Origin of the sequence: Frankia sp. QA3, assembly GCF_000262465.1 — a bacterium.
GTDB lineage: Bacteria > Actinomycetota > Actinomycetes > Frankiales > Frankiaceae > Frankia.
The window spans coordinates 5,113,690-5,137,261 of sequence record NZ_CM001489.1 but is presented as its reverse complement, the minus strand read 5'-3'; the positions used below and the strand labels follow the sequence as shown (position 1 = coordinate 5,137,261).

Here is a 23,572-nt window from a genome sequence, read left to right as displayed (position 1 = left end):
CCCGCCGGGATCGGGCGCGGGCGGCACGGCCAGCCAGCCCTCGGCGCCGCCCGGCTCGGCCGGCGGCACCGACCGCAGCAGGGCGGCGAACCGCTCGGACCATTCCAGCACCGCCGCGCGATGGCGCTCGCCGGCCTCCTCGGCGTCCCCGCGGGCCACCGCGGCCCGGTCCCGCTCCCGCTCGGCGTCGCCGCGCGCCGTCTCGGCGGCGGTGTTCGCGGTCGCGGCCGCGGCGTCGGCCTGCTGGGCCGTCCGTAGCAACTCGACGACCATGCGCACATCCTCCCGGCGCTGCCGCAGCGCGTCCCCGGCCGGCCGGAGGGTGAAGCCGGCCAGCGGGTCCTCGCCCGGCACCGGCCCGTCCACCCCGCCGCCGTCGGGCTCGACCCGCAGCACCGGGGGCTGCGGGAGGCGCAGCTCGACGGCCGCGGGCCGGGCGAGCCGGGCGACCTCCACCAACCCGGAGTGGACGCGGTGGAGATCCTCGTCGACGCGGCGGCGCCGCGCGGACACCGCCGTCGTGGCCGTGGCGACCCGACGCTGCGCGGTCGCCTGCTGCCCGGCCAGCGTCCCCGCCTGCCGGCCCAGATCCGCGACGTGCCGGTCCCGGGCGAGCAGGGCCTGGTGGTCGCGGTAGGCGGCGGAGTTGCGCAGCCCGGCCAGGCGTGCCGCCACCGTGGCCTTCTCCCGTTCCAGCTCCTCGACCCGGGTGGCGAGCCCGCGTTCGATGCCGGCCGCAGCCTCGGCCGCGGTGCGTAGCCGCCCGCGCTGCTGGGCCGCCGAACGGGCCGCGCCGACCGCGCTCGCGGCCTCGTCCGCGGCGGCCCGCAGCACCCGGCGGCCGTAGTGGCGGTAGGTGTCGAGCAGGCTGCCCAGGGCCCGGTCGGTCTGTTCGAGCGCGGTGACGTTGCGCCGGTGGTCCTCCAGGTCCTCCAGCGGCTGGGCGGCATCGGCGACCGCGTCCTCGGGCACGGGTGGCAGCGCCTCGCGCAGGCGCTGCGGCAGATCGGTGTCGATGCGGTCACCGACCCGGGGGTTGCGGATCTGGTGCAGCAGCGCCAGGTAGCCGGAGGGGTCCGCGCCGCCGAACAGCCGGCGGGAGACCTCGGCCTGATACTCCGCCGCCCGGGCGAACACGGCCTGCGACCCGAGCTCCGCGCGCAGCGCCTCAGCGGTGAGTGGGATGCGATCCACAGTCAGGGAGAAGTCGATGCGAGCGCGCCGCGGTGTGGAGAACCACCACGGGGTGACCCGGTCCGTGCTGCGGTTCGCCCGGATGCCACAGCCGAAGCAGTGGTAGCGCACCCCGCCGGGGACCTCGTCGTCCGGCCGGGCGAACTCGATCCACAGGTAGCCGGTCCGCTGGGTCTCCTCGTTGTCGGCGAGCAGCCACGAGCGCAGGACGCCGGTCTGTTCGCCGGCCGCGTCGATCCGGCGAGTGTCGGCCTCCAGCAGGAACGGCAGCAGCATGTTCATCGCCGTCGACTTGCCGGACCCGTTGACCCCCCGCAGCAGCAGGCGCCCGCCGGCGAAGTGCAGCGTCTCGTCGCCGTACTGGTAGACGTTGAGGATTCCCGCCCGCGACGGCCGCCACCGCGCGGCGACCGGTGCCTGGACCTGGGTCGGGGTCGGGGTCAACGAGCTCCTTCCCTCAACGCGTCCGTGTCCAGCGTGTCCTACTTACCGATTGTTACACGTTGCGGAAAGTGACGGCGATTTGCGGGTGAAGATCCTTTGAGTGGATCGTGGTCGTGGCCGACTCGAGCTGCGGCTTCGGCCGGGCGGGTCCGACCGAAGCCACGGTGCCACCGGAAACGAGCTGGAACCGAGCTGGAAAGAGGGCGTGTCCGGGCTCGTTCGGCCAGTGTGGTGGTCCGTCCTGGCAGACAACCATCTTCGACGCACGGAGGAACTGTGCCGACCGAGCCCGACGTCATCACCGGAGCCGACCTGGGCGCCGCCGAGCAGGCCGTTCGCTACGAGCTGGCCACGTTGCACTTCGGCCTGCTCGACGGCGAGCGGGCCGCCGCGGGTGTGCTGCCCTGGGTGGAGGGCGAGGGTGCGCGGGGTCGCCTGCTGGGCTGCTGGCAGACCGAGCACGGCCCGCTGGGCCGGCTGTTCGTCCTGCGGTCGTTCGACGATGACGGGGAGCTCGCCGCCGAGCGGACCCGCGCCCGCCTGTCCACCGCCCCGTTCGGCGCCGGCACCGGCAGCGTCGTCACGGACCTCTCTCTGGCGAGCTTCGCGCCCTTCCCGTTCGTCCCCCCGGTCCGCCCCGGCGAGTTCGGCAGGGTCTACGAGATCCGCGACTACCACCTTCGCCCCGGCGGCCTGCCGCCGACCATCGAGGCCTGGCGCGGGGCGCTGCCCGCCCGCCACGTCATCGACCCGCTGACCGTCGCCATGTACGCGCTCGACGGCCCGGCGCGCATCGTCCACATCTGGCCGTTCCCCAGCCTCGACGAGCGGGTCGCGATCCGCCGCGACCTCGCCGCCCGCGGCATCTGGCCCCCGGCCGGCGCCCCGGAGCAGATCCTCGCCGCCCAGTCCATCATGGCCTGGCCCACCGCCTTCTCCCCGCTGCGCTGACTCTCTCGCTGCGCTGACTCTCTCGCTGCGCTGACTCTCTCGCTGCGCTGACTCTCTCGCTGTGCTGCTCGATGGGAGGACGCGTAGGCCGTCGTGCCCGTTCCCGCCGAATCGGGACTGGCCGGGCGGGACGGGATAGATTGTGTCCCGCACTGTCACCTTCCGCAGCAGGACGGTTGCGGTGGTGGCAGTGATCGGGAGTTGGCCTGGCCGAGGGCAGTGGCGTGCCGGCGGGTGGCGGTCTGCATGGGTGACGCGGGGGCGCAGCGCAACGAGATATCCGGCCGGACGGGCAGAGACGTCGTGCAGGCCCGGGATATCGGCGAGATCCACTTCCACGGGGCCGCGGTGCCCGCCGCGGTCGTGCCCGGACAGCTCCCCGCCGCGACGGCCGTCTTCGTGAACCGGGCGGCCGAGCGGGCGGTGTTCCACGACGTCGTCGGGCGGCTCGAGGAGGTGCCGAGCCCCCGGGTCGTCGTGCTCAGCGGCCTACGTGGGGTGGGCAAGTCCGCGGCGGCGGCCCGGTGGGCGCACGAGATCCGGGACAGGTTCGACGGCGGCCAGCTCTACGTCGACCTCGGCCGGCAGTCGCGGCGCGGCGCCGTCGACGTCAGCGAGGTGCTCGAGCAGTTCATCGAGGCGCTGGGCGGCGACCCGCACGACCATGGCGGGCCGCGGCGGCGGGCGGACGGCTCGCTGGGCGCGGATGCGGGCGTGGGTGCGGGCGAGGCGGCCCGGCTCAGCCGATTGCAGGGCGAGTTCCTGCAGCGTAGTGCCGGGCGGCGCCTGCTGATCCTGCTCGACGACGTGACGACGGCGGCGCAGGTGACGGCGGTTCTGCCCGCGTCCGCCGAGAGCGTGGTGGTCGTGACCAGCCACCGGCGGCTGGAGGGCCTGCTGCGGGACGGCGCCGAGCTGGTGACGCTCGGCCCGCTGGACGCCGACCACGGGGCCGAGCTGATCGGTGCGATGGTGGGCGCCGATCGGGTGCGCCGGGAGCCGGATGCGGTCGCCGAGGTGGTGTGGCTGTGCGGGGGCCTGCCGATCGCGCTGAGGGTGCTCGGCGCCCAGCTCAGGGCGCGGCCGCGGCGGCGGATAGCAGCCGTGGCCGAGCGCCTGCGCGACGAACGGCGCCGCCTTGATCATTTCTCGATGGACGGGGAGCGGGTGATCGAGGCCGCCTTCGAGGTCGTCTACGGAGACCTTCCCGAGGACGCCCAGGTGCTGTACCGCGTGCTGGGCGTCCACCCGGGGCCGGAGTTCGACGGCACGCTCCTCGCGGCGGCGCTGGGGCAGCCGATCGCCATGCTGGAGGAGACGCTCGATCTGCTCGTGCTGGCCAACCTCGTCGACGCGGACGAGACCGAGGGGCGTTACCGCCTGCCCGAGCTGGTGCGGGTGCACGCGCTGCGCCGCGCCGAGATCGACGATCCCGCGCAGGACCGCGACGGCCTGCTGCGCCGGATGGTCGAGGTGTATCTGCGCCGCGCCGTGCTCGCCGATCGGGCGGTGCTCGGGCCGCGGCTGCGGCTGGCGGACCATCCGTGGTTGGCGGAGGCGACGGCCGAGTTCGGCGGGTTCGCCGACCCGGCGGCAGCGCTGCGCTGGTTCGAGGCCGAACGACGCAACCTGCTGGGCTGCGTGCGGGTGGCGGCGAGGCGCGGCTGGGATACCGCCGTCTGGGTTCTGTGCGAGGCGCTGTGGGCCTTCTACTACAACCGCAAGCATTACGGCGACTGGATCGAGTCCCACGAACTGGCGGTCGAGTCGGCGCGCCGCCTCGGCCACGCCGCCGCCGAGGCCAGGATGCGCAGCCAGCTCGGCCGGGCCCTCGTCGAGCTGGAGCGCTACGACGAGGCGCATGCCCAGTTCGACGCCGCGCTGCCGCTGGCCCGCGCCGCGGCGGATCGGCGGCTGGAGGCGTCGGTCGTGGAGTTCAGCGGGCGGGCCCGGTTCGAGCAGGGCGAGTACCCGGCGGCGATCGCGTCGTTCGAACGCTCCAGGGCGGTGAACGCCGAGATCGGCAACGCGCGCGGAGTCGCCCTGCAGACGCATCACCTGGGCCGGGCGCTGAGCCGATCGGGCCGCCAGGACGAGGCGGTCGACGTCTTCGCCGAGGCCCTTGCCGGCTTCGCGGCGGTGGGTGACGAGCGCAACCAGGCGCGGGTGCTGATCAGTCTCGGCGAGACCCACCGCGACCTCGGACGGTACCCGCAGGCCGAGCGGGCGCTGGGCGAGGCGTCATCGATCATGCGGCGGCGGGACATCCCGTTCCAGGTCGCGCTCGCGCAGGAACTGCTCGCGGACGTCGCGCGCCGCGCCGGCGACGAGACGGGGTGGCGCGCGCACCTCGAGGCCGCGTTCGCGACGTTCGCCGAGGCCGGGAGCCCGCGCGCGGAGCAGGTGTGGCGGCTGCTTCACGGGGAGCAGCCCGGATCCTGACCTTGTCGTCACATCCGGTCAGGACGCCCGGCGCGGCGGGTCGGCGTCACCGTCCCGCGGGCCGGCGATGATCCGCGTGCGCAGCGCGCCGACGCGGACGTCGACCCCCCGGGCCAGGGCGTCGAGCGGCCGACCGCCGACCACCCAGGCGTAGACCGCGGATGCGAGCATCTCGGCCGCCACCGGGCCCGCCGACCACGCCGGCGGCCCACCCGGCTGATCGACCTGCCTGACCTCGTACACCTGCCCGTCGTAGTACAGCTGCTCGTCGTGGTAGGACTGCTCGTCGTGCTGGGCGGGTCCGACCTGGGGCGCCGAGCGGTGGCGCAGCCGTAACAGGCAGCGGCCCGCGGCGGTGACGTCGGCGGCGACGCGGCAACCCGGGTAGTCGGCCAGGACGCTCGCCGTCCACTCCTCGGCGGGGAAGCCCGCCGTCGGGGTGCGTCGCAGCAGCACGTCGGCGCTCTCGAGCATCCCGAGGTCGGACTCGGCGACGTCCACCGCCAGATGCACGTCCGCGTCCGGCGGACCGTAGTGTCCTGGCAGGTCCGCGACCGGGAACCGGTTGACTGCGACAGCCAGGTCGCCGGTGGCCGCCTGCACCCGTATCTCGGTCGACACCAGCGCGGCGGTCGGGGCCCGCCCCTCCGGTTCGGGCGGATCGACACTCCTGATCCGGACCGTCCGACGAGGCTCCGGCAGCCGCAGCAGCCTGTACAGCAGGGAGCGCAGCGCTGCCAGGGACTCGCCCGGCAGGGCGAAGGTGCCGGCGGCGAGCTCGGCATAGCGGCCCGGGTCATGCCCGCCGATCGCGTCGTCGATCTGCCGCCGCAGCGGGTAGGCCGGTGCAAGCAGGGGCGCGAGGCGAAGCAGCCGGGCCGTGGATCCGGCCGGGTCCACCTCGGCGGGATCACCCGCGGCGAGCAGCACCGGCCGGTCCAGCGCCGCGGCGTACACGCCGACCGACCCGTGGTCGCCGACGACCAGGTCGGCGGCAACGAGCGCGGCGCGCCAGCCCTCCCGCGGCGGCAGCAAAAGCAGCCCGGCCTGCATCGCCTCGGCCAGCCAGCGCCGCACCTCGAACGCGCCGTGATGGACCCAGACGTTGGGATGGATCGCCGCGACCACCCGGTATTCGTCCATCGGCAGATCGGTGACGATGCGCGCCGGCAGCTCGACCGCCTGCTCCAGCAGCGACCCCCGCCCCCAGGTCGACGTCAGGACGATCAGCTTCTGGTCGGGGTGGACGCCCAGCGCGGCACGGTACTCGCGGCGGCGGTGTCGGCTGGCCAGCATCCGGTCATAGCAGGGATCACCGGCGACGACCGCGACGGGAAGGGCCTGCGGGCAGCTGCGTCCCAGCCGGTTCAGCTGCTCGGCGTGGGAGAGCACGATCGCGGTCGGCACGACGCGCCCGTCATGGACGAGCTGATCGTGCGCGAACCCATAAACCTGCCTTCCTGTTTCCTGTTTCCTGTTTCCTGTTTCCTGTTTCCTGTTTCCTGTACTTATTGTATCCCGCGCCGTGTGGAATGACGACCAGGGGAGTGGATAGTAGATGCAGGTCGCCGCTGCGGCCCGCGGCCACCGCCAGATCGAAATGGTTGGCCACCGCGCTCTCCCAGGGAATCACCCGGGCACCGATGTCGGCCAGAAACTCCGCCGCACCGGGCCCGAACGGCGACCCGTCGATGACCGTGTACAGAATTCGCAGGCGGGTGTCGCCGAGAAAGGCTGGGAGAACGTCCAGCAGCCGGGTGAGCGTCGTGACGGTGTGCACGACGACCAGCACTGTGTGAGAGGCGACCCGCGTAGACCGGGAGACTCCCTCCGGCCCGAGGAGGGCCTGGAGCCACCGCTGATCTATGGAGATCACCTCTCCTCGACGCAGTCCGGCCGGCCCATGCGACCTGCCGGCCGAGCGCTGCGTGCCGTCCGTGCTCGGCACACTCCCGATGGACAATCTATGTCGCCCGGGCGGGTGCCTTGTTGCTGGCCCGGGACATCTGGCCCCGGCCGGAAGTCGGGCGTAGGGGCTGTTCCCCACGCGGTGGGCCGATCCGGCGGCGACGAGCCGTTACCCCCGACTGCCGAAGGTGATGGGCCCGGAGATGTCGCGGGCCTGGACCACGTCGCCCTCGAGGACCGCCTCGCCACCGATCTGATTGGTCACGCTGTCGTCCTTTCCGGTGAAGGCGGACGCCTCGGCCGACCAGCGCCGCAGTGCCGCCGCGAACGCCGGATCGGAACCGGCCCGCTCGGACAGTTCCCGTGCCAGCACGTCGACGTCGGCGGAATTCAGATCATCGCGAACTATCCGTTCCTGAATCGGGCCCACACCGAACGAACGACGGACCAGGCCGATCAGTGCGCGCCAGGCGGCGCTGCCCGCCTCGCTCGTCGTCCCCGCCAGGACGGCGGAGAGCACCGCGGCCAGTGCGGGCACGCTCAACGGATCGAGATCCATCGCCGCACCATACCGCCGGCGGCCGCCGGCGAACCGGGTATTTCGGGACTGGGTCGTCTCGGCGTTATGCCGGCGGCGAGAACGCACTCCGCTAGGCCGGGCGGCCCCAGCCGTCGTGGTAGGTGATGTCCTCGACCGGGGGCCAGACGGCGGGGCGAAAGGTGCTGGTGGTCGTGTAGGCGACGGCCAGCAGCGAGATCTGGGTGACGTCGGCGGGGATGCCGAGAATGTCGGCGACCTCCTGCTCGCGGCCGACCAGGTGATAGCCGACCATGGTGCTGCCGAGGCCGCGGGCGCGCAGGGCGAGCTGGAAGCTCCAGATCGCCGGGTAGGCCGAGCCGTAGAAGGCGGTCAGCGCCCCGTTGTCGCCGGTGGGCCGGCCCTGCATGCAGGGCAGGACCAGCACCGGGACGCGGTGCAGCGTGTCGATCAGGTACTTCCCCGAGGCGAGCGTCCGGGCGTCCACCAGGTGCCCGTATTTCGCCTGGGACTCGCGGCCCAGCTCCCGGATCGGCTCCGCGATCTTCTCCCGCAGCGCCTGGTCGCGAACCACGATCCAGCGCAGGCTTGAGCGCAGCACGCCGGCGGCCGGGGCCTGCTGGGCAATGCGCAGGCAGTCTGTCAGAACCTCGGGTTCCACCGGCCGGTCCAGATCGAGCTTGCGGCGGACCGAGCGGGTCGTGGTGAGCAGGGTTTCGGCGTCCACGGAATCCTCCACTGAAGCCAATACTTATCCCGTAAGCTTACAGAGTAAGTACTGTAATATCACGCCCGCCGACCAATGCTCCGCCAACCTCTTTTCGGAGGCGATCCGTGCCGCGTCAGACCCTGAGCCGGCGGACGGTTCTCGACGCCGCGCTGCGGCTTGCCGACGAGCGTGGCCTGGCCGGTCTGACGATGCGCCGGCTCGCGGCCGAGCTCGAGGTGGAGGCGATGTCGCTGTACAACCACGTCGCGAACAAGCGTGATCTGCTCGACGGCATCGCGGCACGCGTGTTCGAGTCCGTCCCGTTGCCCGATCCCGCGCTCGCCTGGGACGAGCGGCTGCGGTTGCTGGGTAACAGCACGTTCGCGGCGTTCGCGGCCCATCCGGTCGTGGCCCGGGCGGTGGTCGCCAACCAGGCCGACCCGCGTTCGGTCCGAGCGCTGCGCGTCATCGACGCGTTCTTCGGCGCGCTTCTCGACGCCGGGCTCGACGAGCCGACCGCCGTGCGCCGTTACCGGTCGCTGTCCGGGCTGCTGTTCGGCGCGGTCCTGGTTCAGACAGCGAGCCCGGCCGGAGTGCAGACGCACCAGGCCGACCTGATCGACGACTGGTTGCGCACGGCGGCGCGCAGCGAGGAACTACCGCACCTGCGGCTCATCCTGCCCGTCATGGCGGCCGATGAATGCCGGCCGGACTTCGGCCCCGAGCTCGACCTCTTCATCGACGGCCTGCGCCCGGCCGCCCCCGCCCCCGGGCTGTGACGCCTCCGGGCTGTGACGACGCCTGGCGCCGTCGACCGATTCTCCTGGACGACCCTTAGCGTAAGGCTTACGCTAAGCGCCTCCACTCCCCGGACGACGATGGGATGACGCCATGGACGGATCGGTAACGACGGGGGCCGCGGGCCGCCGGCCGCCCCGCGATCGGGTCACGGCATGACGGGCCTGGTGCAGGGCGTGCGGCGCGCCTCGGTCGCGCGGACCGTCGCCGAGCTCGCCGCGATGCTGGGCAGCGAGGGCGGCACCCTCACGCTCGGGGCGGTCGACGAGCGCACCGGCACGGTGGACCTGTCGTTCAACCTCGACGACGCGGACTGCGGGGACAACTGCGCCCTCCCGCCGGACCAGTTACGGCAGGTAGTCGAGGCCCGGCTGCGCAGCGCCCTGCCCGGCCTCACGGTGGTGCGCATCGACGACTCCCGCCAGCCGGTCCCCGCCGGTGACGGCGGCGTCGCACCCGCCGGCCCGGCGCTTTCGTCGATCACCGTGCTGGATCCCACCGGCGGCGTCGTGCCCGGTGACGCCGACCCGGGGCCGGATCTCGGCTCGCTGCGGGGCCGGCGCATCGGGGTGCGGGTCGACGTCCTGTGGCAGGCGTGGGACCAGACCGTCGACGAGTGGATCGCCGAGCTGGAGCGGGCCGGCGCGGTCGTCACGACGTGGCGGCGCGCCCAGGGGCTCAAGGGCGCCGAGGGCGAGCGCAAGCAGGCGGAGTACGACGCCTTCGTCGGCGGCGTCGACGCCGTCGTCTCGGGCCTGGCCAACTGCGGTTCGTGCACCTCGTGGAGCGTCAGGGACGGCCTGAACGCCCTCAACCGCGGGCTGCCCACCGTGGTCGCGGTCACCGAGCACTTCGTCGGCCTCGCGCGCACCCTCGCCGCCGACAACGGCCGGCCGGGGCTCCGCCTGGTCGAGCTGCCCTCGTCGCTGAACACCCTGCCCGAGGAGCAGGTGCGCGCGCACGCCCGCTCCTCGTTCCCGGCCCTGCTCGACGCCATCGGGGCGGTCGTCCGTTGACCACCACGGCCACCACAGCCACCACAGCCACGGCGACGGCGACGGCCGCAACCCCGGTGCTGTCGAGCGTGGTCCACGAGGTCCCCGCCGACCAGGAGGCCTTCGACGCCCTCGCGCGCGAGCGCGGCTGGAGCGACGGGCTGCCGCTGGTGCCGCCGACGGCCGAGCGGGTGGCGCGCCACCTCGCCGAGTGGGGGACCCCGCCGGACGAGGTGATCGGCGTCCTGCCGCCGTCCGGGGCCGCCGTCACCGCGGAGAAGCTCGCCGTCAACGCGGTGATGGCCGGCGCGCCGGCCGCCGCGCTGCCGCTGCTACGCGCCGCGGTGGAGGCCGTCGCCGACCCCGGCTACGAGCTGCACGCCCTGAACGCGACGACCGGGTCGGTGACGACCGCCCTGATCGTCAACGGCGCGCAGCGGCACGCGCTGGGCATCCCGTTCGGCGCCGGGTGCCTCGGCGGGGCGGACGGGCGGGCGGCGTCGATCGGGCGCGCGTTGCAGCTGGTCATGCGCAACGTCGCCGGCCAGCGGGTCGGCGTCACCTCGCAGAGCACGTTCGGCCAGCCCGGCCGGGTCAGCGGCATCGTCTTCGGGGAGTGGGAGGAACGCTCGCCGTGGGCGCCGCTCGCGCAGCGCCGCGGCGTGCCGGGCGACGCGGTGACGGCGTTCGGCACGATGGGGACGGCCAACATCTGCGAGGTGGTGGCCACCGACGCCGACGTGCTGCTCGAGTTCGTCGGGCGGGCGCTGGCCCATCCCGGTGCCAACGGCTACCTCGTCCAGCTCTCGTTCGCCGAGGTCGTCATCGCGCTCAACCCGGTCTGGGCCGCCCTCATCGGCAAGGCCTACCCGGAGGTCGACGACGTGCGCCGCATCCTGTGGGAGCACGCCTCGATCCCGCTGTCGGAGTTCCCGCGCCAGCATCAGCGCCAGTACGAAGAGATCGGGTGGGTCGACGCGCGCGGCCGGGTCCCGCTCACCCGCCGGCCCGAGGACGTCATCGTGATGGTCGCCGGCGGCCTCGGTGGCCTGCACGGCGCCGCGCTGCACAGCTGGGGCACGACGATCACCCAGACCCGGCTCGTCCGCCCGTGACCTGTGGCCCCGCCCGACCTGTGGCCCCGCCCGCAGCCCGCCCGCCCGACGTGGCCGTCAGGCGTGGCACGGCCTTCGGGCGGGGCCGCGACAATGGCCGTCGTGCGTGAATCTGCCGAAGGCACCCAACCGACCGTCGGGCGACGCCGGCGGGCGCGCGGCTCGCTGAGCAGCGGTGAGATTCTCGCGGCTGCGCGGGACCTCGTCGCGCAGGACGGCCTCGCCCGGCTGAGCATGCCGGCGCTGGCCCGGCGCCTCGGCTGCGGCGTGATGAGCGTCTACCGGTACTTCGACACCAAGGACGACCTGCTCGCGGCCCTGGCGGACCAGGCGATGTCCGACCTGCACCGCCAGCTGCCGCCCGCGGGGGACGGGCCCTGGCGCGACGAGCTCATCACCTACTTCACCGCCTACCGGGACCTGATGGAAAGTTTCTCGGTCTACCGCGAGGTGGTGCTCTACGCCCCCACGTTCGTGATCCGCGCGGCCCTCACCCCCGCCCAGCTCCGCCGGCTCGACACCGGCATCGGGCTGCTGCTGCGCGCCGGCCTGCCCCTGGCCGATGCCGCCGAGGTCTACAACGTCTGCTTCAACTACACCCGCTCCTTCGTCGCCTTCGAGCACGCGGCGCGGGCCACCGCCACCGGTGCCGCGGCCACCGCCGCCGCGGCCCGTGCCCCCGCCGCGGCGCAGACCCCCGGCAGGCAGCTGCCGGCCGACGAGTACCCCCAGCTCAGCCGGCTGGCCGACATCGACGGCGTGCTGGGAGTCGACGAGCGGGGTTTCCGGCTGGGCCTGGAGCTGCTCGCCACCGGGATCGCCGGCAGGTACCACGTGGCCGACCGGTGAGCCGTCATCGACGGCCGCAGCACCCGCGGCGGCCATCCTGGCTAGGATGCTAGCATCGTCCCGTGGGCGATGAGGACGTCAAGCAGTTCAACGTGTACCTGCCGATCGGGCTGATCAAGCGGGTGAAGCATCACGCCATCGAGTCGGAGCTGTCCCTGTCGGCACTGGTCGCCGACGCGCTGCGCACCTACCTCGACGCCCACGACGACATCCGCGACCAGCGCGGGCAGGCGTCCGGGAAGGGGATCTGACATGGCGACCGAGGGCATCGAGGGCGTGTTCGTGGAGACCCACAACTGGGGGCGGGCGGCCGGGTTCTTCCGGTCCCTCGGCTTCGAGTTGGAGTTCGCGACCGACCACGGTTCCGGGCTGCTGCGCGGCGGCGGCGGTCCCTACGTCTTCCTCGCCGAGGTCCCCGCGGACCGGGAGCCCCAGGTGCAGGTCGTGCTGACGGTGGCCGATGCGGACGCCTTCCGCCCCGACTCCGCCCTCGACGTGGTCACGCCGTTCGAGGAGACCCACTACGGGACTCGGGAGATGACCGTCCGCGACCCCGACGGACGCATCTGGAGCCTCCAGGCCCCGGTCAAGGGCTGACCGGGCACCCACGACAGCGCTGGGCCGCCGTCCCGCTCGCCGCCCGTGGAGGACGCCCTGATCGCCTTCACCGCCGCCGAGCACCGGGCGACCCTGCTGAGCTTGGATCGGCGTGCCGCAGTGACCTACGAGGCCGTCGGGGTCGGCGTGGAGCAGCTGGCGCTCTGACGCCGGTGCGTCGGCGCCACCGCGCCGCGGCGGCCGCTTGCTCGGCAACGACGCACCGAACTACGGTGCTGGTGGGAGCAAGTGCCGACAACGCCGCCGTCGGTCACGATCGGCATGGGCGGCCTTTCGGTGCGCGGACGGGGTGGTTGCTGCCGTGGTCTCCCGGTCCCAGGCCGAGCCGCCCCCGGCGCCCGAGGATGGGCTGTTCCAGCCCGAGAGGACGAAGCCGGCATGACGCAGCAGGCAGACTTAGCGAGTCCCGCGCCCCCTGAGATGGTGATCGACGCGCTGAGCGCGCCGTTCTGGGCCGCGGCGCGCCAGCGCAGGCTGGAGCTCCAGCGCTGCCAGGACTGCGGTCTGTTCATCCACTTCCCGCGACCCGTCTGCCGACGCTGCGGCTCCTTCCGCCTGGAGTTCGAGCCGGTGTCCGGGCGGGGTTCGGTGTACAGCTACACCGAGACGCGCCGGGCGTTCCATCCGTTCTTCGCCGACCGGGTCCCGTACCTGCTCGCGTCGATCGAGCTCGCCGAGCAGGCCGACCTGCGGATGCTGTCCAACCTGGTGGGGATCGCCGAGCCCGACGTGCGGTTCGGGATGCCGGTCGAGGTCACCTTCGAGGACCTCTCCCCGGACCTCACGATCCCGGTGTTCGTGCCCGCGGGGAGCCCCGCGTGAGGGGCGGGCGCCGGGTCGCCATCGTCGGTGTCGGCTACTCCGACGCCGGGCGGCGCACGGGGTTGAGCGAACGCCACCACGCCGCCCAGGCCGCGCGGGCCGCCCTCGCGGACGCCGGTCTCGAATCCGCCGACATCGACGGGCTGACCACCTGGGGCGGCAACCCGATCGACTTCGCGCACATGCTCGGTTTCTCGCCGTTGCGCTGGCACCTCGACGTCGGCATCTCGCCGGCCTTCATCAGCCCGGCCATCCACGCCGCCCACGCGGTCGCGAGCGGCCAGGCCGACACGGTGGTGGCCATGCGGGTGATCCTGCAGCAGCCGAGCCGGGCCAACCTGTGGGCCGGCGGGACCGGGATGGCCTTCGACGCGCAGTTCCAGCACCCGTTCGGCGACCTGATGCCGGCGCAGTGGGCGGGCCTGCTGACCAACCGCTACCTGCACGAGTCCGACGCGACCGAGGAGGACTTCGCGAACTTCGCCGTCACCCAGCGCGGTTACGCCGCGAACAATCCCGAGGCGCTGATGCGGGAGCCGCTGACGGTCGAGGACTACCTCGCCGCGCCCTACATCAGCAAGCCGCTGCGGCTGCTCGACTGCGACTACCCCTGCGACTCGGGCGCGGCCGTCATCTTCACCACCGAGGAGCGGGCTCGCGACCTGCGCCAGAAGCCGGTGTTCGTCGAGGCGACCGCGCTCTCCGCGATCCACGACATGAACTTCGAGCTGCTGCCCGACATGGTCCGGACGTCGCCGGTGCACTGCCTGCGCCAGCTGTGGTCCAACACCGACCTGACCGCCGCCGACCTCGACTGCGCCCAGCTGTACGACGGCTTCAGCGTCATCACGTTGCAGTGGCTGGAGGCGTTGGGGGTCTGCGAGCCGGGGCAGGCCGGCCCGTTCGTCAGCGGCGGCGGGACGAGCCTGACCGGCGCGCTGCCCACGAACACCGACGGCGGCGCCTGCAACGTGGGCCGCCGCCACGGCGCGAACTTCTGCATCGAGGCGACCCGGCAACTGCGCGGCGGCCAGTCGGGCGATCGCCAGGTCGCCGACGCCGAGGTCGCCGTGTGGACCAACGCGGTCGGCCCCTTCAGCGGAGCGATGCTGCTCACCGGCTCGTAGGCGGCAGGTCCTCCAGCCCGCGCTCGCCCGCCGCGGGCGCTACCGACTGTCCTGGCGCTCGCGGCGAACGGCGACCCGACGACCCTTGATGGTGGTTCCCCGCAGCGACGCGATCACGTCGTCGGCTGCCCCGTCGGGCACCTCGACCAGCGAGAACCGCTGCGCGATCTCGATGGCGCCGATGTCGCGGCCCGACAACCGGGTCTCCCCGGTGATCGCGCCGACCAGGTCCTGGGGCCGGACGCCGGCGCCGCGGCCCGCACCGACGAACAACCGGGCCATGCCGCCGCTCGGTGGTCGCCGGTCGCGACGGCCGGCCCCGTCGCGTCCCGCCCGTTCGTTGCGCCCGCCGGTCGTCGGCGGCAGGTCGGGGATGTCGTCCATGCCGTCCGGCACGTAGCTGGCGTCGTGGGCGAGCTTCACCGCGGCAAGCGCGATCTCCATGGGATCGAACTCGTCGGTGAGCGTCTCGACGACGACCCGGAACCGCTCCAGGTCGTCCTCGAGCAGGCTCTCCTGCAGCGCGGCACGTGTCAGTTCCAGCCGCCGGGCGTGCAGATCGGCGATGGTGGGCACCTTCTCGACCGCGATTCGCTGCCGGGTCACCCGCTCGATCGTCTTGAGCATCCGGTGCTCGCGCGGCTCCGCCAGGGTGATGGCCACCCCCTCGCGGCCGGCCCGCCCGACCCGCCCGATCCGGTGGACGTAGGAGTCGGGCGCCGACGGGACGCTGTAGTTCACGACGTGGGTGAGCTGCTCGAGGTCCAGGCCGCGGGCGGCGACGTCGGTCGCGACCAGCAGGTCGGCCGTCGCTGTGCGCAGCTTTTCCATCACCCGCTCCCGCTGCTCCTGGCTCATCCCGCCGTGCAGCGACTCGGCCCGGTAGCCGCGGCCGTTGAGAGAGTCGGCGAGCTGGTCGACCTCCTCCCGCGTGCGACAGAAGACGATCGCCGACCGGGGTGATTCGACGTCGAGGATGCGGCCCAGCGCCGCCGTCTTGTACGCCCGCGGGACGATGTAGGAGACCTGCCGGACGAGGGGCGTCGCGCCTGGCTCCTGCGCCGCGCGGGCGATCTGGATGCGGACGGGATCGCGCAGGTGGCGGCGGGCGATCTCGTCCATGCGCGGCGGTAACGTCGCCGAGAACAGCACGGTCTGGCGACCTTCCGGCGCCTGCTCCAGGATCGCCTCAATGTCGTCGGCGAAGCCCATGTCGAGCATCTCGTCGGCCTCGTCGAGGACGACGGTGTCGAGGTCGTCCAGCCGGAGCGTCCCGCGGCCCATGTGGTCGAGCGCGCGTCCGGGCGTGGCGACCACGACGTCGATTCCCTGCAACAACGCGCGTACCTGCCGGCCGATCGGCGCCCCGCCGTACACCGGCAGGACCCGGGCGCCGAGATCCCGACCGTACCGGTGGATCGCCTCGGACACCTGGATGGCGAGCTCCCGGGTCGGGACGAGCACGAGGGCCTGCGGGCCATGGTCACCGTCGCGGGCATCCGCCAGGCGGTTCAACAGGGGGAGCGCGAACGCGGCCGTCTTCCCGGTGCCGGTCGCCGCCTGACCGAGCAGGTCGCGGCCTGTCAGCAGGGGCGGAACGGCCTCCCGCTGGATCGGCGTCGGCTCTTCGTACCCGAGGGCGGCGAGACTGCGCAGCAGCCCGGGCCGCAGTGCCAGCTCGGCGAAGCCGGTCACGTCCCCTGCGTCATCCACGTCCTTCGCCGGGTCCGGCCCCTTCGCCGGGTCCGGGCCAGTGGTCGAGCTCATGCGCATCCCCCTACCGCGACTCGTGTGATCCGGACATCCGCGCAGGTGCCGGCGGGTCTGCTCCGAAGGTAGTCGCTTGCCGCGCGCAGGTGCGGCGAGCCGGGCCAGGGGGGCGCCCGGCCGGCAACGTCGCCGCCGATTGCCCCGCCGCATCCGGCCCAACCGCCCGGGAGAGCCGCACTCCTGTAAGAATCGGGACGGAAACGGTCCGATGGGGACTCCGCGGTCGGTTCGGGTGGGGGGAACGGTGGACGATCACGGCGGCGCCGCGGGAACGTCGGCGGCGAGGACTCCGGGCGGGAAGGCAGTCGACCTGCGCACGGACGTGGCTCACTCGGCCCGGATCTACGATTACCTTCTCGGTGGTAAGGACAACTACCCGGCCGATCGGGCGGCGTCCGGAGCAATTACCAAGGATTGGCCGAATCTGCCCACATCCATGCGTGCAAACCGGGCCTTCATGGCCCGGCTGGCCCGTCACCTCGCCGCCGAGCACGGCCTTCGTCAGTTTCTGGATGTCGGGACCGGCCTCCCGACCTCGCCGAACCTGCACGAGGTGGCCCAGCAGGTGCGGCCGGACGCGCGGATCCTCTACGTCGACAACGACCCGATCGTCCTGGTCCATGCTCGCGCGCTGCTCACCAGCACCCCCGAGGGCCGCACCGACTACCTCGACGCGGACCTCACCGATCCGGACGCCATTCTGGAGTCCGAGCCGCTGCGCGCGCTGTTCGACCTGCGCGAGCCGGTCGCGGTGAGTCTGCTGGCCATCCTGCACTTCATCGTCGACGACCAGGTCGCCCAGGGGATCATCGACCGGCTCCTGGCCCCGCTGCCCGCCGGCAGCCTGCTGGCCCTGTCCACGGCCACCGCCGACAGCGCCCCCGACGAGGTCAACGTGGGAGTCGCCGCCTACAACGCGGCGGGCATCCCCACCGTCGCCCGGGACAAGGCCCGGGTGGAACGGCTCTTCGACGGCCTGGAACTGCTCGACCCCGGGGTCGTGCTCGTCCACCACTGGCACCCCGACCCGGAGGAGCCCGCTCCCGACGACGCGCACGTCCACATCTACGGCGGACTCGCGAGAAAGCCCTAGACGAGCACGGCGGCGCCCACCGTTCTACGTCCCTGTCGCATCTACGTCCCTGTCGCACCGCCGGGGCCTGGCTCGCTGCCGCGGGCCGCGGCGAGGTAGTCGGCGATGGCCTCCGCCGATGGTCGCGCTCCACTGCGACAGGCGCCGAAGTCGTGTATTACTTAGTAAGCTATCACCATCGCGGATGGAGATCGTTTTCGGTTCCCCGTGGCGTCGCGTCGGCGCGGGCCCGCGGCGGGCGGTACCCGGAACAGTGGGGAGGTCGGACGTGGAACGCACGCTGTACGAGGAAGATCACGAGCTGTTCCGGGAGTCGGTGCGCGCGTTCGTCGAGCGGTTCGTCCGGCCCGGCTACAGCCAGTTCACCGCGGACCGGGTCATCACGCGTGACGTGTGGCACGAGGCGGGCCGCGCGGGTTTCCTCGGCCTTGGCGTCGCCGACGAGCACGGCGGCAGCGACGTCCACGACTACCGTTTCAACGCCGTATGGGTCGAGGAGCTGTCCAAGGTCAGCGCCGGTGTCGCGTCGTCCTTCAGCGTCCACACCGACATCGTCGCGCCCTATGTGGCGGACCTGACCACGCAGGAGCAGAGGAAGCGCTGGCTGCCGGCGTTCTGCTCGGGCGAGATGGTCGCCGCGATCGGGATGACCGAGCCGGCGGCCGGCTCCGACCTGGCCGCGTTGCGGACGACCGCGGTTGCGGACGGCTCGGACTGGATCATCAACGGGTCGAAGACCTTCATCACCAACGGCTACTCGGCCGACTTCGTGGTGCTCGCCGCGCGGACCGACCCAGCCGCGAAGTCCGCCCGCGGCATCACGCTGTTCGGTGTCACGGCGGACACCCCGGGGTTCTCTCGGGGCCGCAAGCTGCAGAAGGTCGGCCAGCCCGAATCCGACACGGCCGAGCTCTTCTTCACCGACATGCGGGTGCCCGGGGACGCGGTGATCGGCGAGGTCGACCACGGATTCCCGCTCATGATGCAGCGGCTTCCGCAGGAACGCATCAGCGTCGCCGTCTCCAGCATCGCCCACGCCACCCAGATTCTCGGCGAAACGCTCGACTACGTCGCCGAGCGCAAGGCGTTCGGCGCCTCCATCGGCAGCTTTCAGCACAACAAGTTCCTGCTGGCGGAGCTTGTCACGAAGATCGACGTCACTCAGGCGTTCGTCGACTCGTGCGTCGCCGCCCACAGCCGGGGAAAGCTGTCCGCCGTGGACGCGGCGAAGGCGAAATGGTGGTCTTCCGAGGTTCAGAACGCCGTCCTGGACGCCTGCGTGCAGCTCCACGGCGGATACGGCTACATGACCGAGTACCGCGCCGCCCAGGCCTGGATGGACGGCCGGGTCACGAAGATCTGGGCCGGCACCAACGAGATCATGAAAGAGATCATCGGACGCAGCCTCGGCTTCTGAGCCCTGGATGACTCCGGAGCGAACCTGGCGTTGGTCGGCGACCCCTCCCCGCTCGTTTCCCACGGGCTGGGAGGGGCATCGCACGTGCGCGGCGGGGTGAATCCTCAGGCGTTCCGGTACACCAGGTAGACGTACTTGCCGCCGGCGCCCTTGTTCAGGTCGACGTCGATGCGTCGCCATGGCGCCTGCGGCTGGATCCCGCTGTTGTCGCCGAGAATGACGTCCAGATCCTCGATCGGACTGCCCAGGTGGGCTTCGCGGGTGAAGGCGGTGTAGATGTAGGCGCCGCCGGCGCCCTTGTTCAGGTCGACATCGATACGGTGATAGCTCGGCGGAGCCGATTCGTCCTTGCTCAGCAGGAAGATAATGTTGGTGATAGGCGCGCCGGCACCCTGCTCGTAGGCAAAATATAGGTAGGCGCCACCCGCGCCCGCGTTGAGGTCTTTGCCGATCTTGGTCCAGCCATCCGGGGCCGGCTCGTCATCGACGAGTACGGTCAGATTCGTGACACCACTCATGTGGACGTTCCCCCTGCTCATCGGAAGATCTGGCCCCGTTATCGTTGCACAGGGAAACGGGCCTCGTCCTCGAGAAAAAGGAATACCAAGGACTGGTGGCAGTGATCCGGCCTCGGTATTTCGTGGCCGGGAAACAAAGGCACCCGATCTGTGTCGACGGGCAGCCAACGTGGCATCGAATATCCGTGCAGAACCGGACGTATCGCCCGTCGATCAAGGTTCGTTGCACTGCCCGGATCGGTGTTGCTCCAGTCCTGCGCCGCCCGCCATCACGCGACCACGGATTTGACTCGCTTCAGAAGAGGGTCAGCGGCTCGGTCGGCAGCGGCTGCGGGAGGGCCGCCAGCTCGGGCACGCGGGCCCGAACGTCGTCGTGGAAGCGGCGGGCGAGCTGCGGCGCGTCGGCGTTGTCCGGGGTGTGGATGAAGACGGTGGGTGAGCGGCCCTCGCGCAGCCAGTCGACGACGACGTCGATCCAATGCTGCCAGCCTTCGATCGTCCGTGCGGAGTCGTCGCGGCCGAGGTAGCGGACGATCGGCCGGTCGGTCAGCGCGACCGATCGCAGCGGCACGCGCGGCTTCTTGGTCCAGGCGTCCCGTTCGGCGTCGCTGGCCGGCGGGCTCCGGAAGAGGGCGGTGGTGTCGAAGGGAATCCATTCGGCGGCCGCGACGGCGAGTGCCGCTTCAAGCCTGCGCGCCGCGCGGGGGTCGTCGAAGAACGCGGGGTGGCGGACCTCCACGGCGTACCGGTGGGACCTGGGGAGCCGGCCCAGAAAGCGGGCGAGCGTGGGGACGTCGGCGGGAGCGAACGATCCCGGTAGCTGTATCCAGAGGGCATGGGCGCGTGGGCCGAGTGGCTCGATCGCCGCCAGGAAGGCGTGGAGCTCCTCGTCGACGTCGGTAAGCCGGCGTTCGTGCGTGATGACCTTCGGCAGCTTGAGCACGAATCGGAAGCCGGCGTCGGTCTGCTGCGCCCACGAGGTCACGGTGTCCCGGGCCGGAGTCGCATAGAACGTTGTGTTTCCTTCGACCGCGTTGCACCAGCCGGCGTAGTGCCGCAGGCGTTCGTGTGGCGGGAGCGGATGCGAGAGGAAACGCCCCTGCCACGACTTGTGCGTCCACATCGCGCATCCCACATGAATGATGGACGCATGGCCATGAGGCTTTGCCGCACGAGAGGTCTCACGATTAGTATTCGACATGTCGCCCGAGTCTACTCGGGCACCCTGGTCCGTGGTGACTACGCGGAGCACCCGACCGGTGGCTCGGTCGATGAGATCATCGCTGCCCTCGAAGGAATTTCCGTCGGGTTCTTCTCTGCCGATGAGGCGGAACTCGTCGCGGTGCGGGAGCCGCGGTGAACCTGCCCGTACCGTGGCCAGTGTGCATGCTGCCTGCCTGTGAAAGTCGGTGGTGAAGCGCCCTACGACCGTAACCTGATTCGCCGCGGTTGCAGCAAAGAAGAAAAAGAAGAAAAAGAAGAAACAGCCACCGTGAGCGACCGGGTCCTCGACGCCACCGTCGCCGGTGGAGACGAAAGTGTCGTCGCGGACCGTCCGCAAGAGCATCTCGACGCGGGCGCGGACCACATGCTGATCAACCCGTACGGCGCTGACCTTCGCCCGGCTCCACTTCCGAAGGCGGAGCCGGGTCGAGGCGTCCCACCGGCGTTGGCAACGCTCGGGGATCGGTCGACTACAGCGCGGATTGTCGGACCGACGACTGGGTAGCGTTCGGGCAACAGGGGACGCATTGCCAGCTGGGAGGGGTGGTGGCGCGGGAAGCCTTCCCAGACGTGTTCGATTTCGTCGAGATCGGGATGAGCCTGGCCGGCGTGCGCGATCACCGCATCCTGCGCGTGAACGCGGCGTTGTGCCGGCTGCTGGGCCGCGACGAGGCGTCCCTGATCGGTCGCCGTTGGGAGACCGTGGTCGAGCCCAGCGACCTGGCCTTCCAGCTGGAGAAGGCGCGCGTGATCGAGACTGGTGGGCAGGAGCACACGCGGCATCTCGTGCGCCTCGTCCGGGCGGACGGCGAGATCGTCCATCTGCTCGCGAGTGGGAGTCTGCTCACCGGACCGGACGGCGAGAGCCGCATTCTCAGCCAGGTCCAGGACGTCACCGGCGAGGTCGCGGGGCTCTCCCACCTGCGGCTGGTGCTGGAGAACACGCCGATCAGCCTGTTCCTCGTGGACCGCGAGGGACGGGTCCTGTACAGCGGCGGCGGCGTCGTACCGGAGATCGTCGAGGGCCTGCGGGCGGCCCAGACCTCGACGATCTTCGACGTCTTCGGTGATCTGGAGGTACCGATGGCCGCCGTCCGCCGCGCGCTGAGCGGGGAGCGGGTCTCGCAGGTCGTCACGGCGTTCGGGCGAGCCTTCGATCTGCGCACGGTGCCGATCATGGCGCGGACCGGCGTGGTGAGCTCGGTGGCGGCGGTCGCCACCGATGTCACCGAGAGGGAGAACGCCGTGGCCGAGCTGCGGGTCCGCTCGACCGAGCAGGCGGCGCTGGCCCGGTTGGCACAACAGGCCCTGGACAGCCTCGATCAGAGGCGGATGTGGGACGACGCCGCCGACGCCCTCGCCGACCGGCTCGCGGCGGACCTCGTCACGATCTGCGAGCTCGACTCCGGCACAGACCAGGCGCGGCTGGTGGCCAGCGCCGGGCGGGCCAGCGGGCCTGAGCATCCGGACGAGCCAACGGCCGACGGGCCGGGAGCCGGCGGCGCGAACCTCGTTGTGCCGGTGGGACGGTTGGACGATCCACGAGCCTTCATCCACATCCACCGAGCCGCGCCGGCCACCGCGCCGGCCACCGCGACAGTCGATGAGGCGGCTGCGGCGGGCGAGGGTGAGTTCCCCGTCCAGGAGCAGGAGTTCGCGCGGGCCGTCGCCGCCGTCCTGGGCTCGGCGGCCATGCGCTTCCAGATGGAGCGGGAGACGCTGCACCACTCGCTGCACGACGGCCTCACCGGGCTGCCGAACCGCCGAGCGCTGCTGCAGCACCTGCGGCAGGCGCTGGAGCAGGCCGACCGAGACGAGCGGGTCGGTGTCCTGTTCATCGACCTCGACGGCTTCAAGGCGGTCAACGACTCGTACGGGCACCGGACGGGCGACCGTCTGCTCCGCGCCGTCGCGCAGCGGCTGCGGTGCGCGGTTCGGCGCACCGACGTCGTCGCGCGGCTGTCGGGCGACGAGTTCGCGGTCGTCTGCGAGCACCTCGGCCATCAGCAGGACGCCCTCGGCGTCGCCGACCAGGTGTTGATGAGCCTCGCGGCACCGTTCGCGATGGACTGCGGGCCGCTCGCCGTGAATGCCAGCATCGGCACCTCGCTGGCCGGATCGCGTGGAGCCGACGCCGAGGAGCTCCTCGACGAGGCCGACATCGCGATGTATGCGGCGAAGCGATCAGGGCCGGGCCGGTGCGTCGTGTTCCGCGAGTCGATGCGCGGCGACACCGCCCGCCACCTGAAGCTCGGCACGAACCTGCGCACCGCGCTGGACGGCGACGAACTGATGGTTCTGTACCAGCCCGTGCGGACCACGGTTGGTGACATCGTGGGCGCGAGCGCGACGACGTGCTGGCGCGACCCCGCGGGCGGCCCCCTCGCGGGCGCGGCGGTGACCCCTCTCGCGGAGGATTTCGGTCTGGCCCCGGCGCTGGACGGCCGGGCCCTGCGGACCGCCTGCCGGGCCGCGGCCGACTGGGAGTGGCGCCAGCCCGGCGAGCCGCCCCGGCTGGTGGTCGTCATCTCCGGACGGACGCTGGCGGACCCCACGTTCGTCGACGGACTCGCCGGGCTGCTGGACGAGACCGGGGCCGCCCGCGCCTGCCGGCTCTGCCTGGACCTGGCCGACAGCGCGCCACCCGATGACCCGGTGCCCTTCGCGGACTCCCTCGACTTGCTGCGGCGGCTCGACGTCACCGTCCAGGTCGGCGCCTACGGTCACGGGGGATGCACCCCGCCGCGGATGAACCGGCCGCCGATCGACGGCCTGCGGATCAGCGGCCAGCTCGTCGGCGGAGTCTGCGCCGACCCGCGGGACGGGGCATTGGTCGGCGCCCACATCGACTTCGCGCACAGCCTCGGGCTGATCGCGACAGCCGACGGCGTCGAGACCCGCGCGCAGCACGCCGCCCTCACGGATCTGGGCTGCGACCTGATCCAGGGACCGTTCGCCGGACCGGCTGAGCCGGTGCTGCCAGTCCACCGCTGGGCGGGATTTCCGTCCATGTCGGTGACTGATGGCCATGAATGAGCGG

General features: G+C 72.0%; 21 protein-coding genes and 1 pseudogene. 14 read left to right on the top strand and 8 right to left on the bottom strand.

What is annotated here, in order from left to right:
• Positions 1–1,638 (bottom strand): annotated as a pseudogene (locus tag FRAQA3DRAFT_RS36200) (hypothetical protein); the annotation flags it as partial.
• A 276-nt stretch (positions 1,639–1,914) separates the two neighbouring features.
• Here FRAQA3DRAFT_RS36200 and FRAQA3DRAFT_RS21155 point away from each other — a divergent pair.
• Positions 1,915–2,589 (top strand): NIPSNAP family protein, encoded by a 675-nt coding sequence (locus FRAQA3DRAFT_RS21155; RefSeq protein ID WP_009741089.1) that lies wholly within the window; start codon positions 1,915–1,917, stop codon positions 2,587–2,589.
• 246 nt (positions 2,590–2,835) lie between these two features.
• The gene (locus FRAQA3DRAFT_RS21150) at positions 2,836–5,031 is read left to right on the top strand and encodes a tetratricopeptide repeat protein (RefSeq protein WP_009741088.1); all 2,196 of its coding nucleotides are present in this window, start codon (positions 2,836–2,838) and stop codon (positions 5,029–5,031) included.
• Positions 5,032–5,049: 18 nt separating this feature from the next.
• On the opposite strand, the gene FRAQA3DRAFT_RS21145 is transcribed toward FRAQA3DRAFT_RS21150, so the two are convergent.
• The 4 genes from FRAQA3DRAFT_RS21145 to FRAQA3DRAFT_RS21135 all read right to left on the bottom strand — a co-directional run bounded on the left by FRAQA3DRAFT_RS21145 (position 5,050) and on the right by FRAQA3DRAFT_RS21135 (position 8,204).
• On the bottom strand, positions 5,050–6,438 hold the full coding sequence (locus FRAQA3DRAFT_RS21145) for a hypothetical protein (RefSeq protein WP_051054423.1): 1,389 nt from the start codon (positions 6,436–6,438) through the stop codon (positions 5,050–5,052).
• Positions 6,439–6,448: 10 nt separating this feature from the next.
• Positions 6,449–6,823, bottom strand: a complete 375-nt coding sequence (locus FRAQA3DRAFT_RS35300; RefSeq protein WP_157467541.1) for a hypothetical protein — start codon at positions 6,821–6,823, stop codon at positions 6,449–6,451.
• A 285-nt stretch (positions 6,824–7,108) separates the two neighbouring features.
• Positions 7,109–7,498 carry a hypothetical protein gene (locus FRAQA3DRAFT_RS21140; protein WP_009741087.1) on the bottom strand — a complete coding sequence of 130 codons (390 nt, stop codon included), beginning with the start codon at positions 7,496–7,498 and terminating at the stop codon, positions 7,109–7,111.
• 91 nt (positions 7,499–7,589) lie between these two features.
• Positions 7,590–8,204: a nitroreductase family protein gene (locus FRAQA3DRAFT_RS21135; protein ID WP_009741086.1), complete on the bottom strand. Its 615-nt coding sequence runs from the start codon at positions 8,202–8,204 to the stop codon at positions 7,590–7,592.
• A gap of 107 nt (positions 8,205–8,311) precedes the next feature.
• Between FRAQA3DRAFT_RS21135 and FRAQA3DRAFT_RS21130 the strand changes: the two genes are divergently transcribed.
• The 9 genes from FRAQA3DRAFT_RS21130 to FRAQA3DRAFT_RS21095 all read left to right on the top strand — a co-directional run bounded on the left by FRAQA3DRAFT_RS21130 (position 8,312) and on the right by FRAQA3DRAFT_RS21095 (position 14,510).
• Positions 8,312–8,965 carry a TetR family transcriptional regulator gene (locus FRAQA3DRAFT_RS21130; RefSeq protein WP_009741085.1) on the top strand — a complete coding sequence of 218 codons (654 nt, stop codon included), beginning with the start codon at positions 8,312–8,314 and terminating at the stop codon, positions 8,963–8,965.
• A gap of 174 nt (positions 8,966–9,139) precedes the next feature.
• Positions 9,140–10,000 (top strand): hypothetical protein, encoded by an 861-nt coding sequence (locus FRAQA3DRAFT_RS33440; RefSeq protein ID WP_009741084.1) that lies wholly within the window; start codon positions 9,140–9,142, stop codon positions 9,998–10,000.
• The gene (locus FRAQA3DRAFT_RS21120; RefSeq protein WP_009741083.1) at positions 9,997–11,094 is read left to right on the top strand and encodes a hypothetical protein; all 1,098 of its coding nucleotides are present in this window, start codon (positions 9,997–9,999) and stop codon (positions 11,092–11,094) included. The genes FRAQA3DRAFT_RS33440 and FRAQA3DRAFT_RS21120 overlap by 4 nt, the downstream gene beginning before the upstream one ends.
• Before the next feature lie 93 nt (positions 11,095–11,187).
• Positions 11,188–11,943 carry a TetR/AcrR family transcriptional regulator gene (locus FRAQA3DRAFT_RS21115; protein WP_009741082.1) on the top strand — a complete coding sequence of 252 codons (756 nt, stop codon included), beginning with the start codon at positions 11,188–11,190 and terminating at the stop codon, positions 11,941–11,943.
• 62 nt (positions 11,944–12,005) lie between these two features.
• Positions 12,006–12,194: a CopG family transcriptional regulator gene (locus FRAQA3DRAFT_RS21110; RefSeq protein ID WP_009741081.1), complete on the top strand. Its 189-nt coding sequence runs from the start codon at positions 12,006–12,008 to the stop codon at positions 12,192–12,194.
• A 1-nt stretch (position 12,195) separates the two neighbouring features.
• Positions 12,196–12,540: a glyoxalase gene (locus FRAQA3DRAFT_RS21105; RefSeq protein ID WP_009741080.1), complete on the top strand. Its 345-nt coding sequence runs from the start codon at positions 12,196–12,198 to the stop codon at positions 12,538–12,540.
• Positions 12,541–12,585: 45 nt separating this feature from the next.
• Positions 12,586–12,708 carry a hypothetical protein gene (locus FRAQA3DRAFT_RS38125; protein ID WP_009741079.1) on the top strand — a complete coding sequence of 41 codons (123 nt, stop codon included), beginning with the start codon at positions 12,586–12,588 and terminating at the stop codon, positions 12,706–12,708.
• 231 nt (positions 12,709–12,939) lie between these two features.
• Entirely contained in the window at positions 12,940–13,383 is a 444-nt protein-coding gene (locus tag FRAQA3DRAFT_RS21100) for a Zn-ribbon domain-containing OB-fold protein (protein WP_009741078.1), read from the top strand.
• On the top strand, positions 13,380–14,510 hold the full coding sequence (locus FRAQA3DRAFT_RS21095; RefSeq protein WP_009741077.1) for a thiolase family protein: 1,131 nt from the start codon (positions 13,380–13,382) through the stop codon (positions 14,508–14,510). The genes FRAQA3DRAFT_RS21100 and FRAQA3DRAFT_RS21095 overlap by 4 nt, the downstream gene beginning before the upstream one ends.
• A 39-nt stretch (positions 14,511–14,549) precedes the next feature.
• Here the strand turns inward: FRAQA3DRAFT_RS21095 and FRAQA3DRAFT_RS21090 are convergent, their stop codons facing one another.
• Positions 14,550–16,277, bottom strand: coding sequence for a DEAD/DEAH box helicase (locus tag FRAQA3DRAFT_RS21090; RefSeq protein WP_009741076.1), 1,728 nt, complete (start codon positions 16,275–16,277; stop codon positions 14,550–14,552).
• A gap of 211 nt (positions 16,278–16,488) precedes the next feature.
• Here FRAQA3DRAFT_RS21090 and FRAQA3DRAFT_RS21085 point away from each other — a divergent pair, with 211 nt between their 5' ends.
• The gene (locus FRAQA3DRAFT_RS21085; RefSeq protein WP_009741075.1) at positions 16,489–17,373 is read left to right on the top strand and encodes an SAM-dependent methyltransferase; all 885 of its coding nucleotides are present in this window, start codon (positions 16,489–16,491) and stop codon (positions 17,371–17,373) included.
• Between the two features lie 268 nt (positions 17,374–17,641).
• Positions 17,642–18,790 carry an acyl-CoA dehydrogenase family protein gene (locus FRAQA3DRAFT_RS21080; RefSeq protein WP_009741074.1) on the top strand — a complete coding sequence of 383 codons (1,149 nt, stop codon included), beginning with the start codon at positions 17,642–17,644 and terminating at the stop codon, positions 18,788–18,790.
• 104 nt (positions 18,791–18,894) lie between these two features.
• On the opposite strand, the gene FRAQA3DRAFT_RS21075 is transcribed toward FRAQA3DRAFT_RS21080, so the two are convergent.
• Both FRAQA3DRAFT_RS21075 and FRAQA3DRAFT_RS21070 read right to left on the bottom strand, forming a co-directional pair.
• Positions 18,895–19,308 (bottom strand): hypothetical protein, encoded by a 414-nt coding sequence (locus tag FRAQA3DRAFT_RS21075; protein WP_009741073.1) that lies wholly within the window; start codon positions 19,306–19,308, stop codon positions 18,895–18,897.
• A gap of 295 nt (positions 19,309–19,603) precedes the next feature.
• The gene (locus tag FRAQA3DRAFT_RS21070; protein ID WP_009741072.1) at positions 19,604–20,431 is read right to left on the bottom strand and encodes a DUF72 domain-containing protein; all 828 of its coding nucleotides are present in this window, start codon (positions 20,429–20,431) and stop codon (positions 19,604–19,606) included.
• 647 nt (positions 20,432–21,078) lie between these two features.
• On the opposite strand from FRAQA3DRAFT_RS21070, the gene FRAQA3DRAFT_RS21060 reads away from it, so the two are divergent.
• The gene (locus tag FRAQA3DRAFT_RS21060) at positions 21,079–23,568 is read left to right on the top strand and encodes a diguanylate cyclase domain-containing protein (protein ID WP_009741070.1); all 2,490 of its coding nucleotides are present in this window, start codon (positions 21,079–21,081) and stop codon (positions 23,566–23,568) included.
• Positions 23,569–23,572 lie beyond the last annotated feature (4 nt).

What these genes read in the sequence shown, in the direction of transcription:
- FRAQA3DRAFT_RS21075 (WP_009741073.1), bottom strand. Translation starts at nt 19,308, where the DNA reads ATGAGTGGTGTCACGAATCTGACCGTACTCGTCGATGACGAGCCGGCC.
- FRAQA3DRAFT_RS21090 (WP_009741076.1), bottom strand. Translation starts at nt 16,277, where the DNA reads ATGAGCTCGACCACTGGCCCGGACCCGGCGAAGGGGCCGGACCCGGCG.
- FRAQA3DRAFT_RS21115 (WP_009741082.1), top strand. Translation starts at nt 11,188, where the DNA reads ATGGCCGTCGTGCGTGAATCTGCCGAAGGCACCCAACCGACCGTCGGG.
- FRAQA3DRAFT_RS21085 (WP_009741075.1), top strand. Translation starts at nt 16,489, where the DNA reads ATGGGGACTCCGCGGTCGGTTCGGGTGGGGGGAACGGTGGACGATCAC.
- FRAQA3DRAFT_RS21150 (WP_009741088.1), top strand. Translation starts at nt 2,836, where the DNA reads ATGGGTGACGCGGGGGCGCAGCGCAACGAGATATCCGGCCGGACGGGC.
- FRAQA3DRAFT_RS21105 (WP_009741080.1), top strand. Translation starts at nt 12,196, where the DNA reads ATGGCGACCGAGGGCATCGAGGGCGTGTTCGTGGAGACCCACAACTGG.
- FRAQA3DRAFT_RS21140 (WP_009741087.1), bottom strand. Translation starts at nt 7,498, where the DNA reads ATGGATCTCGATCCGTTGAGCGTGCCCGCACTGGCCGCGGTGCTCTCC.
- FRAQA3DRAFT_RS21070 (WP_009741072.1), bottom strand. Translation starts at nt 20,431, where the DNA reads ATGTGGACGCACAAGTCGTGGCAGGGGCGTTTCCTCTCGCATCCGCTC.
- FRAQA3DRAFT_RS21100 (WP_009741078.1), top strand. Translation starts at nt 12,940, where the DNA reads ATGACGCAGCAGGCAGACTTAGCGAGTCCCGCGCCCCCTGAGATGGTG.
- FRAQA3DRAFT_RS33440 (WP_009741084.1), top strand. Translation starts at nt 9,140, where the DNA reads ATGACGGGCCTGGTGCAGGGCGTGCGGCGCGCCTCGGTCGCGCGGACC.